Annotated in this window: 6 protein-coding genes; 3 read left to right on the top strand and 3 right to left on the bottom strand. The window is 74.7% G+C overall.

What is annotated here, in order from left to right; translation table 11 throughout:
* The first annotated feature begins 165 nt into the window (after positions 1-165).
* The 3 genes from OHS33_RS05315 to OHS33_RS05305 all read left to right on the top strand — a co-directional run bounded on the left by OHS33_RS05315 (position 166) and on the right by OHS33_RS05305 (position 6,733).
* Positions 166-3,441, top strand: a complete 3,276-nt coding sequence (locus tag OHS33_RS05315) for a type 2 lanthipeptide synthetase LanM family protein (RefSeq protein ID WP_330329209.1) — start codon at positions 166-168, stop codon at positions 3,439-3,441.
* A gap of 59 nt (positions 3,442-3,500) precedes the next feature.
* A complete protein-coding gene (locus OHS33_RS05310) occupies positions 3,501-3,719 on the top strand; it encodes a hypothetical protein (protein ID WP_330329208.1) in 219 nt (72 codons plus the stop codon).
* 83 nt (positions 3,720-3,802) lie between these two features.
* The gene (locus OHS33_RS05305; protein WP_330329207.1) at positions 3,803-6,733 is read left to right on the top strand and encodes a helix-turn-helix transcriptional regulator; all 2,931 of its coding nucleotides are present in this window, start codon (positions 3,803-3,805) and stop codon (positions 6,731-6,733) included.
* A 44-nt stretch (positions 6,734-6,777) separates the two neighbouring features.
* On the opposite strand, the gene OHS33_RS05300 is transcribed toward OHS33_RS05305, so the two are convergent.
* The 3 genes from OHS33_RS05300 to OHS33_RS05290 are packed head-to-tail and all read right to left on the bottom strand — an operon-like array spanning position 6,778 to position 16,742.
* A complete protein-coding gene (locus OHS33_RS05300) occupies positions 6,778-8,034 on the bottom strand; it encodes an MFS transporter (protein ID WP_330329206.1) in 1,257 nt (418 codons plus the stop codon).
* A 60-nt stretch (positions 8,035-8,094) separates the two neighbouring features.
* Entirely contained in the window at positions 8,095-9,396 is a 1,302-nt protein-coding gene (locus OHS33_RS05295) for a cytochrome P450 (protein ID WP_330329205.1), read from the bottom strand.
* Positions 9,393-16,742, bottom strand: a complete 7,350-nt coding sequence (locus tag OHS33_RS05290; protein WP_330329204.1) for an amino acid adenylation domain-containing protein — start codon at positions 16,740-16,742, stop codon at positions 9,393-9,395. The genes OHS33_RS05295 and OHS33_RS05290 overlap by 4 nt, the downstream gene beginning before the upstream one ends.
* Positions 16,743-16,746: the final 4 nt, after the last annotated feature.

Raw genomic sequence — 16,746 nt, 5'->3', positions numbered from 1 at the left:
GTGCGCACGAGGCCGGCGCGGGGTGCGCCCCGGGTCCACGGGGTGTCCGTACGGGGTGTGTGGGGTGTGTGTACACGGTGTGCGCGGCGGCTCTGGGGGCCGCCGCGCGGAATATGGGGGACGTGCCCCCATGTGCGGGGCGCGCGCCTCTGCGAGTTTTCTCTTGTGACTGACACCGCCACCGCCGCAGGAACCGAGGTCGGCGGCCTGACCCACTCCTGGTGGGCGCAGGCCCTGAACCTGCGGGAGCGGCTCGCCGCACCGGGTGCCCCCGCACCCGCGCGGACCGCCGCCCCCCACGCCCGGCCCGCCTCCTGGGCCCTGGGGGACCCCGAGGCCTTCGCGGCCCGGCTGGCGAGCCTGGGGGCCACCGAGGAGACCGGGTACGCCCTCGCGGCGGAGCGGTCCTGGCGGCTGGCCGCCCGCGCCGAGAAGCCGGAGTGGGCGTCGTACATCGAGCGGATCGTGGCGGCGGCGCCCGTCGGGGGGACCGGAGAGCGGACCGCGACGGCCGGGACGGCGGACGGGACCGGCGAAGAAGCGCGGGGCGCCGCGGTGTTCCTGCCCGCGCTGCGCCCGCTGACCGCGGCGGCCTGGGCGGAGACGGCCGCGCGGATCGAGCTGCCCGAGAACGAACGGGACGCGGTCCGCACCGCGTTCGAGAGCTGGCTGGGCGACCGGCTGGTCCGGCAGTCCGCCCGCACCCTGGTCAGGGAACTGCACGCGGCCCGCACCGCCGGGCAGCTGGCCGGGGAGACCTCACGGGACCGGTTCGCCGACTTCCTGGCCCGGCTCGGCACCCGCGAAGGCCTGGCCGCGCTGTTCACCGGCTACCCGGTGCTGGCCCGGATGCTGGCCCAGTCCTGCGCCCACGCCGCCGACGCGACCGCCGAACTGGTCCACCGCTACACCGCCGACCGCGCCGCGATCGTACGGAACCTGCTCGGCGGCACCGACCCGGGCCCGCTGGTCCGGATCGACCTCGGCCGCGGCGACGTCCACCAGGGCAACCGCGCCGTCGCCCTGCTGCGCTTCGCCGACGGCGCCACCGTCGTGCACAAGCCCCGCCCGCTCGACCAGCACGCCCTCCTCGACCAGGCCGTCGCCTGGACCAACGGCAAGGTGCCCGGCCTCGGACTGCGGACCCCCCGCTCGGTGCGCCGCCCCGGATACGGCTGGCTGGAGTTCATCGAGCACGGCTGGTGCGCCTCGCCCACCGAACTGGACCGCTTCTACCGCCGCCAGGGCGCGCTGCTCGCCCTGCTGTACGCGGTGGACGGCGTGGACATGCACTACGAGAACGTCATCGCCTGCCGGGACCAGCCGGTCCTGGTGGACGCCGAGACCCTGCTCCACTCCGGCCTGCCCGCCGCGGTGACCTGCGGATCCGACCCCGCGGCGACCGCCCTGTCCGCCTCCGTTTATCGCACCTGCCTGCTGCCGAGCCTGCTCATCGGCGAACACGGCGCCATGGACATCTCCGCGCTCGGCGGCGGGGACGGCGGCGCCTACCCGAGCGACGGGATGAGCTGGGAAGCCGCCGGAACCGACGAGATGCGCGTGCTGCGGGGCCGGGTCGAGACCCCGGCCGGGCAGAACCGGCCCGCGCCCCGGGACCCGGCCGCCGGCCACGGCGACCACCGGGCCGCGCTGCTCGAAGGCTTCCGCGCGGGCTACGACGCCATCGCCGGGCACCGCCACGAACTCCTCGGCGAGGACGGGCTGCTGGCCCGGTGGGCCACCAGCGCGGGCCGGCTCATCGCCCGCGCCACCCGGCTCTACACCACCCTGCTGGAGGAGTCCACGCACCCCGGCGTGCTGCGCGACGCGCTGACCCGGGACGCGCTGTTCGCCGTGCTGTGGGCCGAATCCGAGAACGACCCGGCCCGCCGGCGGCTGATCGAGGACGAGACCGCCGACCTGTGGGCCGGAGACGTGCCGATCTTCTACCACCACCCCGCGCACACCTCGGTGCGCACCTCGCGGGGCACGCACATCGAGGGGGTGCTGCCCGCGCCCAGCCTGCGGGCCGCCCTCGACAAGATCGCCGCGATGGGCGAGGTGGACCGGCACGACCAGGAGTGGATCATCTCCGCGACGCTGGCGGTGACCGGCGCCAACCTCACCGGCGGCGGCCCCCGTTCGGCGCTCGCCGGGCACCTCGCCCCCGCCGTCGTCCCCGAGCCGTCCCGGCTGCTCACCGCCGCCTGCGGGATCGCCGACGAGATCGCGGCCCGCGCGGTGCACGGCGACGGCCGGGTCAACTGGCTCGGCCTGGAACAGGTCGCCGGTGCGCACTGGGCGGTCCTGCCGATGGGCGGCGGCCTGGCCCAGGGCTACTGCGGAGTCGCCCTCTTCCTGGCCCAGCTCGGCGCCCTGACCGGCGCCGGACGCTACACCGCGCTGGCCCGGCAGGCCGCGGCCCCGCTGCCGCGGCTGCTGGCCACCCTCGCCGCCAGCCCCGCGCTGAGCGCCGCCGTGGGACCGGGCGCCCTGCACGGACTCAGCGGCATCGTCTACACGGTGGCCCGGCTGGCCGCCCTGCTGGGCGACGGTGCGGGCGACGCGGCGGGCGCCGGGGCCGACGACGGTGCGAGCGCCGGGGGCGACCCCCTCCGCGCCTGCCTGCCCGACGCGCTCACCGCCCTCGCCCTCGCCGTCGAAGCCGACCCCGACGGCCCGGCCGATCTGGCCGACGGGCTCGCCGGAGCGCTGGCCGCCACCGTCGCCGTGCACCGCCTCACCGGGATGCCCGGCGCCGCCGTCCTCGCCGGAGCCTTCGCCGACCGGCTGCTCGCCCGTGCCGAGCCGCGCCTCGCCCGGCCCGCCGGTCACGTCCCCGCGGCCCCCGGCTTCGCCCAGGGCGACGCGGGCATCGGCTGGGCCCTGCTGCGCTACGCCGCCGCCGAGACCGAGCGGGGCCCGGCGGCCGGGGCGGCGGAGCGGGCCGAGGTGTGCGCCCGTACCGGCTCCGCCCTGCTGCGCCCCGCGCTGGACGTCGCGCTGAGCCACCCCGCCGACCTCGGCTGGCACTCCGGTCTGGCGGGCACCGCGCTCGCCGCCGCCGACGCCTTCGCCCGGGCCGGGCAGCCCGTGCCGGAGGCCGAACTGACCTGGTGCGCGGCCCTGCTGAGCGATCCCGCCGAGGCGGGGGAGTCCACCGAGTCCGCCGAGTTCGGCGATCTCAGCCTGGGCCACGGCACCCTCGGCTCACTGGAGCTGCTCAGCGTCCTCGCCGGGCAGGGCCACCGCCGGGCCGCCACCGCCCTCACCCACCGCGCCGGTCAGATCCTCGGCCGCCTCGAATGCCACGGCCACCGCTGCGGCACCCCCGACCACGTTCCCTCACCCGGACTCCTCACCGGTCTCTCCGGCATCGGGTACGCCCTGCTCAGGCTGGGCTTCCCGGAGGCGGTCCCGTCCGTGTTACTCCTCGACTGATCAACTGCTGTACCGAGCACCACACTCCACGTCAGGTTCCGAGAAAGGTACTCACCACCATGCAGGAGTTCCAGGTCAACGCCACCGCCACGGACGCCACCACCGACGCGGTCGCCGAGGTCCCCGCCGGGGACCCCGCGGGCGGCATCACCCTGTCGGGCCGCAACACGGCGTGCGCGCGCGCCCGGGCGCTGGCCGGTCTCGTCCTCACCAGCGGACTCGTGGTCGCGCTGAGCCAGATCGACACCAGCGTCTCGGCCCCCAACGTCACCTGGTAGCGCCCGGAATCCGGAGGAAGGCACGGATGAAAGGCCGACTTTCGGTGCACTGCGGACCGCACACATGAACTAGATTTGCGCTCATGCGTTCCCGTACGCGGTACATCATCGGTCGTGACTCTCAACTCTTAGAGATCAAGCAGGCATTGACCGAGGCGAGGGACGGACGCGGCGGGGTCGTCTTCCTGGTCGGCGAGGCGGGGATCGGCAAGTCCCGGCTCGCCGCCGAGGCCGTGGGAATGGCCTTCACCGCCGGTATGCGGGCACTGCGGGGCCGGAGCAGCACCACCGGCCCCACAGTGCCTTTCCGGCCATTGACCGAGGCCCTGATGGCGCTGTTCCGCGGCGGTCCGCCGGGCGGCCCGTCCCTGGACGACCTGCCGCTCGGTCCCTACCGGCCCGCGCTGGGCCGGATCATCCCGGACTGGAGCAGCGACGCCCAGGACAACAGCTCGATGGTGATCCTCGGCGAGGCCGTGCTGCGGCTGCTGATCGCCACCGGCCGGGAACACGGCCAGCTCCTGCTGCTGGAGGACCTGCACGACGCGGATCCCGAGACCCTCGCGGTCGTCGAGTACCTCGTGGACAACCTCGAATACACCAATGTGGTCCTGCTGGCCACGATCCGCACCGAATCCTGCGACGCCCTCGACATGGCCGAATCGGCCCGGCGCCGCGGCGTGGGGACCGTACTCCAACTGGCCCCGCTGACCCGGCCCGAGGTCCGCTCGGTGATCGCCGCGCAGCTGGACACCGAACCGGAACTGGTCCCGGAAGCGGCCCTCGAACGCCTCTGGGACGACAGTGCGGGCAGCCCCTTCCTCGTCGAGGAACTCCTCCAGGGCATGATCGGCAGCGGCGCGCTGGTCCGCGCCGAGGACGGCTGGCGGGTCGTCGGCGACCTGCGCAGCGACGTCTCCACCGCCCTCGCGCGCGGCATCCTGCGGCGCGTCGACCGGCTGGCCCCCCAAGGGCTGACCCTGCTGTCCGCGGCCGCCGTGATCGGCCGCCGCTTCCCGCTGACCGTGCTCCAGCGGATGACCGGCATCGACGACCGCAGCCTGCTCAGCCACCTGCACGCGGGGGTCGCGGCGCAGCTCGTCGTGCACGACGAACCCGCCCCCGACTGGTACGCGTTCCGCCATTCGCTCACCGCCGAAGCCCTGCTGACCCAGCTCACGCCCACCAACCGGGCGCAGATGTCGGGCCTGGCGGCCGACGCGGTCCAGGCGCTCTACCCCGAGCTGGAAGGCGAATGGTGCCCGCTGGTCGCGGAGTTGCGCTCCCACGCGGGTGACGAGGGCGAAGCCGGGCGGCTGTTCACCGTGGCGGGGGTACGGGCCCTGTCGGCCGGTGCCATCGGCTCGGCCGTCACCCTGCTGGGCCGGGCCGAACGGCTGCTGGCGGCCAGCGGGGACGCGGCGGGCCGCACCGCCGCCCTGGAGGCCCTGCTGCCCGCGCTCGCCGAAGCCGGCGACTTCGCGCAGGCCTTCGGCTTCGCCGAGAACCTGCACACCCTCGGCGGCAGCGGCCTGAGCGCCGAGCGCCTGGCCGCGCTGCACACCCGGCTCGCCAAGGTGGCCCACACCGCCGGGCGCTGGGAGGACGGCAACCGGCAGATAGCGCAGGCCAGAGCCCTCCTCGGGGCGCACCCCGACGAGCGCAGCACCGCCTCCATCGACGTCACCGCCGCCTACCTGGCCCTGGACACCCCCGGCCCCGACCGCACCCAACTCGCCGAGAAACTCGCCTACTCGGCGCTCCAGGCCGCCGAACGGCACGGTCTGCCCACCGTGGTCTGCCAGGCCTGGGAACTGCTCGCCACCCTGGCCCGCGAGCGGGACTTCGACGAGGCCACGGCCCTGCTGGAATCGGCCCTGCACACCGCCGAACAGCACCAGCTGCCGCTCCAGCGGATGTACGCCCTCACCCGCATCGGCGGCAACAACTGGCTGACCGAGGGCAACACGGTCCCCCTGCTCGCCGCCCGCGGCGAGGCCCAGCGGCTCGGCTCCGCCACCATCGTCTACACCATCGACGGCATCATGATCCTGGACGCGGTGCTGCGCGCCGAGTTCACCGCCGCCGCGGGGGCCGCCGAGGAATGCCTGGCCGTCGTCCAGCGGCTGCGCCTCGCCCCGGCCACCCGCTACGTGCTGATGGCCCGGGCGACCCTCGCGGCCCACCAGGGCGAGCGGGCCGAGATGGAACGGGCGCTCACCGCCTTCGCCGAATGGGACGGCAGCGGCTCCCAGGAAGAGCCGCTGACCCGGGGCCTGGCCCGCGCGTTCTGCGCGCTGCTGGAGGAGGACCGGCCCGCCGCGGTCAGCGAACTGCACACCGTGGCCGACCTGGAGAGCACCAACCCCAGCACCTACTACCTCAGCGGCCGCTACGGCATCGGGCTGCTCCTGGACGTGCTCTCCGGCGCGGCCGGCCGCGGCCCGTACGAGGAGATCGCCGCCACCGCCCCCGGCCGGATGCGCTGGAACCGGCAGTTCGTGCACTTCGCGGGCGCCGTCCTGCTCGGCCGGGAGGGAAGACCCGACCTGGCGGCCGCCGCCGTCAACGAGGCCCTGCGCACCGCGGAGCCGTATGCCACCGCCCTCCACCTGGGCCTGCGGCTGATCGCCGAGGCGGCCCACGCGGACGGCTGGGGCGAGCCGGTGGCCTGGCTGCGCCGGGCCGAACTCCACTTCCACCAGCACTCCGTGGCCCCCGTCGCCAACGCCTGCCGGGCCGCGCTGCGCCGCATGGGCGCCCCCGTGGCCCAGCGGCGCACCGGCTCGGGCAACATCCCGGACGTGCTGCGCACCCAGGGGGTCACCGTCCGCGAGTACGAGGTGTTCCGGCTGCTCGCGGAGCGGCTGGGGAACAAGGACATCGCCGACCGCCTCTACATCTCGCCCCGCACCGTGGAGAAGCACATCGCCAGCCTCGGCACCAAGACGGGCCGCACCAACCGGTCGGCCCTGTGCGAACTCTCCGCGTCGTTGCGGGCCCAGGCGGTCTGAGGCCGGCCCGGGCCGGGGCGCGGACCGCCCCGGCCGTACGGTGTTCAGCGCATCCCGCGCACCGCCCTGGAGCTGAGCACACCGAGCGCCGTCAGCGCGAGGACCGCGCCCGACACCGCGAACATCGGGCCGCTGCCGTGCTGGGCCAGGGCCCCGCACAGGATCAGCGAGAGCGGGGCCATGGCGTAACCGAGGACCATGTCGATCGAGATCACCCGGCTGAGGACCGAGGGGTCGATGGTGCGCTGGATCCAGCTGAGGCCGAAGACGCCCTGGAAGCCGATGCCGAAGCCCATGACCAGTACGGTCACGAACGCGGTCACCGTACTGTCCACCAGCCCCAGCACCCCCATGCCCACCGCGAGCCACCCGGCCAGCGCGGAGATCAGCAGGCCCACCCGGGGGAGGCCGCTGAGCGAGCCACCGACCAGGGTGCCGAGCATCGCGCCGCCCGCCAGGGCGCCGTTGAGCAGGCCCAGGGTCATCGAGCCGCCGTGCAGGTCGACCTTGGCGAGGGTGGCGAAGCCGACCGTGAAGGTACCGGCGTAACAGAAGGTCATCACCGTGTCGACGACCAGGATGGAGCGGATCCGCGGGTCCTCCAGGGCGTAGCGCAGTCCGGCGCGCATCCGGGTGAGCAGCGAGTCCCCGGCCTCGGGAGCGACGTCGGCACTGGAGTCCTCATCGGCCGCGCGCGGCACCGTCCGGATCCGGGAGACGCACAGCCCGCAGAGCGCGAAGCACACCCCGTCCACCAGGAAGGCGACGGGCGCGTCCGAGAGGGCCACCACCATGCCCCCGACGGCCGGGCCCAGGATGGAGGACACCTTGGTGCCCACCGCGAGCAGCGCGTTGGCCGGGGCCAGCAGCTCCTTGTCCACCACGGAGGGCAGGATCGAGGCCCTGGCGGGCTGGAAGAACGCGTCGACGGCGCCGAAGGCGGCGGCCGCGCAGCACAGCATCACCACGGTCAGCGACCCGGTCATCCCGATCAGCCCGACGCTCACCATCAGCGCGGCGCGCGCCCAGCTGGAGAGCGTCATCAGGGTGCGGGAGGACCACTTGTCGCTGAGCGAGCCGCCAACCATCGTCAGCAGTGCCCGCGGCACCGCCTGGAAGGCGAGGACGTAGCCGAGGGTCAGCGTGGACTGGGTCAGGCTCAGCGTGATCCAGGAGAAGGCGATGTAGCTGAAGCCGTCCCCGAGCAGGGAGAGGGACTGCCCGAGCCACAGCAGCCGGAAGGAGGGCAGTCGGGCGGGGGCGCGCAGCCGCGAGCCCGCGCTCGTCAGGGTGGAGGCCATGATCGGACCCTTCGTCGGGCCGCCGGGGCGGCCGCGGGTTCAGTGGCGGACGGACACGGGTCAGTAGCGGACGGGCAGCGCGGTCAGGGCGCGGTTGAGCAGGGACAGCTGCCAGGTGTGCCGCTCGCCGTCCAGGGCGAGGTCCGGGTAGTCGCGTACGAGCACGCCGACCACCGCGCAGGCCACCAGCCGGGCCAGCGCGGCCCCGATGCAGAAGTGCGCGCCGAAGCCGAAGCCGAGGTGCGAGGCGTTGCCCCGGGCGATGTCGAAGGCGTCGGGGTCGGCGAACCGCCCGGGGTCCCGGTTGGCGGCGGCGGTGACCAGGAACAGCCGGTCCCCGCCGCGCACCGCGCGGCCGTCGAGGTCGAAGTCCCGGGCGGCGCTGCGGATCGACATCTTCGAGGGGCCGTCGTAGCGCATCGCCTCCTCGACGGCGAGCGGCACCAGGTCCGGGTTGGCGCGGACCGCGGCCAGCTGCTCGGGGTGGCTGAGCAGGGCGAGGAGGGTGTTGACGATCAGATTGCTGGTGGTCTCGCCGCCCGCGAAGGCCATCTGGGTCAGCATCCCGACGAACTCCTCCTCACTGACCGACTTCCCGATCTGGCCGCCCGCCAGCACGGAGCTGATCAGGTCGTCCTTCGGTTCGGCGCGGCGGTCGTGGACCAGACCGGCGAGGTAGTCGTCCAGCTTCACCAGGGACTGCAGGGAGGTGCGGTACTCGCGTTCCTCCTGGGCCGCCCCGAGCACCAGGTCGCCCACGCGGGCGTTCCAGTACCAGAAGGAGGGGCCGTGCGCCTGGGGCACGCCCAGCCAGCGGGCGAAGACCAGCGCGGGCAGCGGCCGGGCGATGTCGGCGAGCAGGTCACCCCTGGTCCCGGGGACCGAACGGCGGGCCAGCATGGCCCGGGTGGCCCGCTCGACGAACGTACGGTAGCGGCCGATGCCGCGCGCCGAGAACTGCTCCTGGAACACCTGGCGCAGCCGGCGGTGCTGCGGCGGATCGTTGAAGACCATCCAGCGGGACAGGATGGAGAAGGCCCGTTCGGTGTCCTCCCGGGCGCCCTCGGGGACGGCGTCCATCAGCGGACCCACCCGCTCGGCGGAGACCGCCGGGTCGCGCAGGCAGTGCATCAGCTGGCCGTGGCCGGTGACCAGCCAGGCCCGGTGCATGGCGCTCCAGTGGACCGGGTCGTGGTCGCGCAGCGAGTTGAGGTAGCCGTAGGGCTCGGCGTTGATCTCGGGGTCGAGGAGGTAGCGCTCGGCGAAGGCGGTCCGCGGGGCGGCGGTCCGCGGCGCGGTCGGCGCGGTGGCGGGTGCGGTCAGCAGGGCGGCCGGGCCGCCCGCGGGAATCATCGTGGTCATGCCCGGGTCTCCGTCCGGATGGCGTGCAGCAGGGAAGCGGTCCGGCCCAGCAGGGGCTCGGACATCAGCGACATGTGGTCGCCGTCGGTGATGTGCAGGGTCAGCCCGCCCAGGGCCTGCTCCCGCCAGCGTTCGACGTAGGCGCGGAAGCCCACGTCGAGGCCGGGCATCGGCTCGTCCTCGGGCAGGTCGGCGGCGTGCGAGCCCACCACCAGGTGGACGTGGCCCGGGTAGGGCCGCACCTCGTAGTCGGCCAGGGCGGTGAGCAGCGAGTGCCACACCTCGATCGGGGCGTTCTCCACCAGGGCCGCCTCGCTCGGGCTCATGTCCGCGCTCAGCAGCAGGCCGGTCAGCTCGGCGGTCACGGCCTCGCGCTCCGCGCCGGGGGCCAGTGTCCGCAGCCGGTCCCGGAGCAGCTTGCCGGTGACCATCTTGGCGCTCACGGCCTCCAGTTGGCCGCGGGCCACCGCGCTGGGCAGATAGGGCTCGATCAGGGTCAGCGGTGCGACCCGGTGGCCGGCCTCGTGCAGCTGGGTGGCCATCTCCATGGCCAGGTTGGCGCCCATGGACCAGCCCAGCAGGTCGTACGGGCCGTCCCCGCCGCCGGGCCGCCCGCCGGGCGCGGTCATCTCGGCGACGTAGTTGGCCGCGATCCCGGCCACCGTGGTCGGGTCCACCCCGCCGAGCAGGCCGCGGGCCTGGAAGGCCCGGACCGGGATCCCCGGCGGCAGCGCCCGGGCCAGCCCCACGTACCAGGCGGCGCTGCCCCCGGTCGGGTGCACGCACCACAGCGGGTCGCCCGCCCCCTCGCGCAGCCGGACCTGCGAGGTCACCTCGGCGGGCGCGGTGTCCGCCGCCGCTCCTTCGGCGCGGGCGGCGAGCTGGGCGATCGTGGGCAGTTCGATCAGGTCGCGCACGGAGACGGCCAGCCCGCGGGCCGCGGCCCGGGCGGCGACCCGGACGGTGGAGAGTGAACTCCCCCCGATCCGGAAGAAGTCGTCGTGCACCCCGATCTCCGGCAGACCCAGCACCTCGCGCCACACCTCGGCGAGCAGTCGCTCGGCCGGGGTGCGCGGGGCGGTGAACTCGGCGTCCACGTCCGAGCGTTCCAGTGGCAGCGGCAGGGCCCGCCGGTCCACCTTCTTGCTGCTGTTCAGGGGCAGTTCGTCGAGGAACACGAACCGCGCGGGCACCATGTAGGCGGGCATCCGGGCGCGCAGCGCCTGGCGGATCCCCTCCGCGTCCGGCGCGGCGCCCCGCTCCGGGACGACGTAGGCGACGAGCGCCGGATCGCCCGGCAGGTCACGGCGCAGCAGCACCACGGCCTTGTTGACCTCGGGCAGGTCCCGCAACGCGCATTCCAGCTCGCCGAGTTCGATGCGGAACCCGCGCAGCTTGACCTGGGTGTCACGGCGGCCGAGGCATTCGATGCTGCCGTCGGCGTGGTAACGGCCGAGGTCGCCGGTGCGGAAGAGCCGGGCGCCGGGGACGCCGCCGTAGGGGTCGGGGACGAAGGCGGTGGCCGTCAGCGCGGGCCGGTTCAGGTAGTACAGGCCGACGGCGTCGCCGCCGAGGCAGATCTCGCCGGGGACCCCGACCGGGACCGGTTCGAGGTCCCGGTCCAGGACGTAGACCTGGCTGTTGCGGATCGGCGGGCCGATCGGCGGCAGCCCCGTCCCGGCCACGCACACCTCGGCGCAGGACCACACCGAAGTCTCCGTCAGGCCATAGGAGTTGATGAACCTCCGCCCCGGCGACCAGACGTCCGACATCTCGGCCGTGGGCGCCTCGCCGCCGGTGACGATGGTGTGCAGCAGCGGCAGCGGATCGCCCTGCTCCGCGAGCACCGCCAGGGTGCTCGGCGGCAGCGCGGCCGCGGTGATCCCGTACCCGTGCAGGGTGGCGATCAGGTCCGGGCCGGGCATCAGGGCCTCCTTGGGCGCCGTGCACAGCCGCGCCCCGTTGGCCAGGGCCCAGGTCAGCTCGCTGACGAACACGTCGAAGCTGAACGAGGCGAACTGCAGCACCCGGTCCGCGGGGCCCGGGCCGAACACGTCCCGCTGGCCGTGGATCAGGTTGGTCAGGCCGCGGTGCGGGACGGCGGCGCCCTTGGGCCGGCCGGTCGAACCCGAGGTGTAGAGCACGTACGCCGTGTTGTCCGCGTCCGTACCGGCCGTCGGCACCCCGGCGAACGCCGGGCCCGCGCACTCGGCCGGTACGTCGACCAGGACGACCGGGCCTTCGTACGGCACCAGGCCCGCCAGCGCGGACTGGGTGAGCAGCACCCGCATCCCGCTGTCCCCGGCCACGAACGCGAGGCGCTCGGTGGGGTGCTGCGGATCCAGCGGGAGGAACGCGCCGCCCGCCTTGAGCACCGCCAGCACGGAGCGCACCATGTCCGGACCCCGGTCCGCGCAGATCCCGACGATCACCTCCGGGCCCACGCCCAGCTCCCGTAGCCGGCCCGCCAGCACCCCGGCGGCCGCGTCGAGTTCGCCGTAGCCGACCTCCAGCTCCCCGTGCGCGACGGCCACCGCGTCCGGGGCGCGCAGCGCGTGCTCCGTGAACCACTCGTGGAACATCCGCGGGTCGTTGCGCATCACCGGGCCGTGTGCCCACTCCACCAGCGCCCGCTCCCGCGCGGCGCCCCGCAGCACCGGCCGGACCACCGGCCCGTCGGGGTCCCCGACCATGGACTCCAGCAGCGCGCACACCGCGTCGGCGAGCTGCTCGGCGGTGGCCGGGTCGACCCGGGTGGTGTCGGCGTCGATGGTGAAGGACTGCACGCTCACATTGATGTTGAGCGGGAACATCGTCCGGGCGATCTCCTCCGACTCGTCCCAGGTGTCCCCGGAGAGCCGGTGGAAGTTGATGTAGTTGAAGAGCACGTCGACCAGACCGGGCTCCTCGGGCCGCAGCCGCCCCAGCCGGGCCAGCGGCACCCTGCGGTGCGGCATCAGGTCCTGCTCCGCGATGAAGACCTCGCGCAGCAGGTCCATCCAGCTCTCCCCGGTCCGCCGGATCCCGAACGGAACGGTGTTGAGGAACAGTCCGCGCATCCGGTCCGCGCCCGTCTCCTCCGGGCGGCCGTTGGTGACCAGGCCGATCGAGTGCCCGGCGGACCCGCCGTCGACATCGGCCTCCGCGTCCGTGAACAGGCCCATCGTGTGGTGGAACGCGGCCAGCAGCACGGTCCGGCGCGGTACGCCCGCCCGCTGCGCGAGCCGTCCGATCGGCTCGGCCAGCGCGGCGTAGGAGCGGCGGATCTCGACGATGGCGTCCCCGTCCCCGTCCCTGTCCCCGTCCCCGGAAGGACCGGCGGCGCGGCGCCCGAAGCGCACCGGCCGCAGGTCGTCCAGCTGGGCGCTCCAGAACTTCAGGCTCTCTTCCGAGTCCACCGCGGCCCGCTCCAGGGCGACGTACTCGGCGAACCGGGGGGACGGCGGCAGGCTCGGCTCCCGCCGGCCCAGCGCCACCACCTGGCGGTGCAGGTCGAGCACGTCGGCGATGAGCGAGGTCAGGCTCCAGCCGTCCAGCACGATGTGGCAGTCGGTGACCGTGAACCGCAGCTCGTGGTCGCCGACCTGGTGCAGGTGCAGCCGGACCAGGGGAGCGCTCGCCAGGTCGAAGCGGCGGGCGAACTCCTCCTGTACGTACGCCGACACCGCGGCCCGCTGCTCGGAGCGGCCGAGGCCGCGCAGATCGGCGTACCCCACCGGCAGGTCGGCCCGCGGCCGCACCAGCTGGAGCGGCTCGGAGAAGGACACCAGGTCGACAGAGGAGCGCAGGATGTCGTGGGCGCGCACCACCGTGTCCACGGCCGTCTGGAAGGCGGCGAGGTCGAAGCCCTCGGGCACGGTGATCTTGAGGTCGGTGACGTTGTGGTACGCCCCGCGCTCCGGGTCCGCGAGCATCTCGTGCAGCATGCCGGTCTGCAGGAAGGTGAGCGGGTAGGCGTCGACGAGCCCCTCGGGCAGCCGCGCCGCGTCCGCCGGGTCCAGCTGCGAGAACGGCGCGACCGGAGGGGGACCCGCCGGGTCCTCGCCGGTGTCCGCGAGCGCGGCCAGATCGGCCAGCGTCCGGGCCCGGAACAGGTCCGCCACGCTCAGGCCCAGCCCCGCCGAACGGGCCCGGCCGATCACCCGCAGGGCCAGGATGGAGTCCCCGCCGAGGTCGAAGAAGTTCGCGGTCCTGCTGACCCGCTCGGCGCCGAGGATCTCGGACCAGATGCCCGCCAGCGCCTCCTCGACGGCGCCTTCGGGCGCGGTGAAGTCGGCCGGGGCCGAGGCACCTTCGGCCGCCACCGCGATCAGGGCCTTGCGGTCCACCTTGCCGTTCGCGGTGATCGGCAGCTTCGCGTGGCGGACGAACAGGGCGGGGACCATGTACTCGGGCAGCGTGAGGCGCAGCCGGTCGCGCAGGTCCGCCGCGTCCAGCGGCCGCCCCTCGGCCAGCACGACGTGCGCCACCAGCCGGGCCCCGCCGTGTCCGTCGGGCCGGGCCACCACCGAGGCGTCCCGGACCCCGGGCAGCACCCGCAGCGCGGTCTCGATCTCGCCCGGCTCGATCCGGAACCCGCGGATCTTCACCTGGTGGTCGGCGCGCCCCGCGTAGGCGAGCTGCCCGTCGGGGAGCACCCGGACCAGGTCGCCGGTGCGGTACATCCGGGAGTTGCCCGCGCCGTGGGCTTCGGCCGGGGCGAACGGGTCGAACGGGAAGCGTTCGGCGGTCAGTTCGGGCCGGTTGCGGTAGCCGCGGGCCACCCCGCCGCCCGCGACGTACAGCTCGCCGACCGTGCCCCGGGGCACCAGCCGGCCCGTCCGGTCCAGGACGTACCCGTGCTGCCCGGCCAGCGGGCGGCCGATCGGCGAGTACACCGCGGCGACCGTGTCCGCCTCGGTGATCAGCCGGAAGGTGACGTGCACGGTGGTCTCGGTGATGCCGTACATGTTCACCAGGGCGGGCCGCCCGGCGGCGGGAGCGGCGAACCAGTCGCGGTAGTCCCGCGCGTCGAAGGCGTCCCCGCCGAAGACCACCGTGCGCAGGGCCAGCGCGGCGAAGTCCTCGCCCTGCTGGGCCAGATGGGCCCGCAGCCCCTTGAAGGCGGCCGGGGTCTGGTTGAGCACCGTGACGCGCTCCGCGCGCAGCACGGCGTGCACCGCGGCCGGGTCGCGGACCTCGTCCTCGGTCAGCACCACCACCCGGCCGCCGGAGGTCAGCGGCGCCCACAGCTCCCAGACGGAGAAGTCGAAGGCGGGGGAGTGCAGCAGGGTCCACACGTCGTCGGCGCCGAAGTCGAAGTGGTGGTCGGCCGCGCCCAGCAGCCAGGCCAGGTTGGCGTGGGTGACCTCGACGCCCTTGGGCTGCCCGGTGGAGCCCGAGGTGTAGATGACGTACGCGAGCGAGTCCGCGTCCGGGACCACCTCTTCCGGGACCACCGCTTCGGCGGTCGTGGGTCCCGCCAGCGGGATCACCCCGACCGCCAGCCCCTCCACTGCCGCGCGCCCGGCGTCGTCGGTGACCACCCACTCCACCCCGGCGTCGGCGACGGTGAACTCCCGCCGGGCCCGCGGGTGCGCCGGGTCCAGCGGCAGGTACGCCGCCCCCGCCCGCCACACCCCGAGCAGCGCCACGGCCAGGTCCACCGACCGGCCCAGGCACACCCCGACCAGGGACTCCGGCCCGATCCCGGCGGCCCGCAGCCGCCGGGCCAGGGCCAGCGAGGCCGCGTCCAGCTCGGCGTAGGTCAGGGCGCGGCCGCCTCCGGAGACGGCCACGGCGCCGGGGGTCCGGGCGATGTGCTCCGCCAGCCGCTCCCAGGCGAGCCGGGGCGCCCGGGTCGCGGAGGCATCCCCGGCGGCCGCCACGGGCCGGTTCGCGGGGCCCTCGGGGCCGAGCAGCTCGGCGAGTTCCGGCTCCGTGAGCAGCTGCGTCCGGCTCAGCGGCACCGACGGCGTCCGGGTGAAGGCCCGCAGCACCGCCACGGTGTGCTCCGCCAGCCGGGCCATCGACTGCGCCGCGAACAGGTCGGGGCGGTAGACGAAGCGCAGGCTCAGCGCCCCCGCGTCGTCCAGGACGTCCAGCGTCAGGTCGAACTTGGCGGTGACCAGGTCGACCGGGAAGGCCGCGCCGGTGGCGCCGCCCAGGGCGTAGTGGCCCCGCTCGGCCGCCGTGTGCGTGAACAGCACCTGGAACAGCGGGTTGCGGGACAGGTCGCGGTCGGGGCTCAGCTCGTCGACGACCCGCTCGAAGGGCAGCGTCTGGTGCGAGAGCGCCCCGAGGACGCTCTCCCGGGTCCGGGCGAGCAGCTCGTCCCCGGTCGGGTCGCCCGCCAGGTCCGTCCGTACCACCAGGGTGTTCACGAAGAACCCGACCAGCTGCTCGGTCTCCGGCCGCTCCCGGTTGGCGACGACCGTGCCGATCGCGATGTCGTCCTGTCCGCTGTGGAAGCCCAGCGCGGCCTGGAAGGCGGCCATCGTGGTCATGTACGGGGTGGTGTCGGTGCGCCGGCCCGCCTGCGCCAGCGCCGCCGTCAGCTCCTCGGGCAGCCGTACGGTGTGCACGGCTCCGGCGTAGGAGCGGGTGGCCGGGCGCGGGTGGTCCAGGGGCAGTTCGAGCGGGGTCAGGCCCGCCAGCGCGGAGCGCCAGTAGGCGAGGTCGGCGCCCTCGTCGCGGCCGCGCTGCCAGATCGCGTAGTCCGCGTAGGCGATGGGCGCCGGGTCGGCGGGCGGCGCGCCGCCCGTGGAGCGGGCCTCGTGGAAGGCGCGCAGGTCACGCAGGAGGAGGTCGAGGGACCAGCCGTCCGCGACGATGTGGTGCAGGGCCAGGACCAGGACGTGGTCCTCGGCCGCGACCCGCAGCAGCGTGGCGCGGAACCCCGGCTCGACGGCCAGGTCGAAGGGGCGCAGCGCCGCCGTGCGCACGGCGTCGGCCACGGCCGCGGCGTCCGCCCCCTCGGGCAGCTCCACCAGGTGCAGACCGGTCCCGCCGGTGGGCAGCACCTCCTGGGCCGGTACGCCGTCCACGTCCGGGAAGACGACCCGCAGCTGCTCGTGGCGGTCGGCCAGGTCGCCGACGGCCGCGTCCAGCGCGGGCAGGTCCAGGGGGCCGGTGAACCGCCAGGCGGCGGGCATCAGGTACTCGGTGCCCCGCGGGTCGAGCCGGTGCAGGAAGTAGAGGCCCTGCTGGGCGGACGACAGCGGAACGCGGTCCGGGCGGGGCGAGATCCGGGGGATGCCCGCCGGGGCGGCGCCGGCCCGGCCGCGCAGTCTGCGTTCCAGCAGCTGCCGGGCCGCCGGGGAGAGCCCGCCCTGAGCGGTGGAGGGTTCGACCTGTGAAGTGGTCATGGGA

It is taken from the genome of Streptomyces sp. NBC_00536 (genome assembly GCF_036346295.1).
In the GTDB taxonomy this organism is placed as follows: Bacteria; Actinomycetota; Actinomycetes; order Streptomycetales; family Streptomycetaceae; genus Streptomyces.
The sequence above is the reverse complement of the archived record's forward strand: the minus strand, read 5'-3'. Positions and strand labels throughout refer to the sequence as shown.

Coding starts and splice junctions, on each gene's coding strand:
- OHS33_RS05310 (WP_330329208.1), top strand. CDS start 3,501: ATGCAGGAGTTCCAGGTCAACGCCACCGCCACGGACGCCACCACCGAC.
- OHS33_RS05300 (WP_330329206.1), bottom strand. CDS start 8,034: ATGGCCTCCACCCTGACGAGCGCGGGCTCGCGGCTGCGCGCCCCCGCC.
- OHS33_RS05305 (WP_330329207.1), top strand. CDS start 3,803: ATGCGTTCCCGTACGCGGTACATCATCGGTCGTGACTCTCAACTCTTA.
- OHS33_RS05295 (WP_330329205.1), bottom strand. CDS start 9,396: ATGACCACGATGATTCCCGCGGGCGGCCCGGCCGCCCTGCTGACCGCA.
- OHS33_RS05290 (WP_330329204.1), bottom strand. CDS start 16,742: ATGACCACTTCACAGGTCGAACCCTCCACCGCTCAGGGCGGGCTCTCC.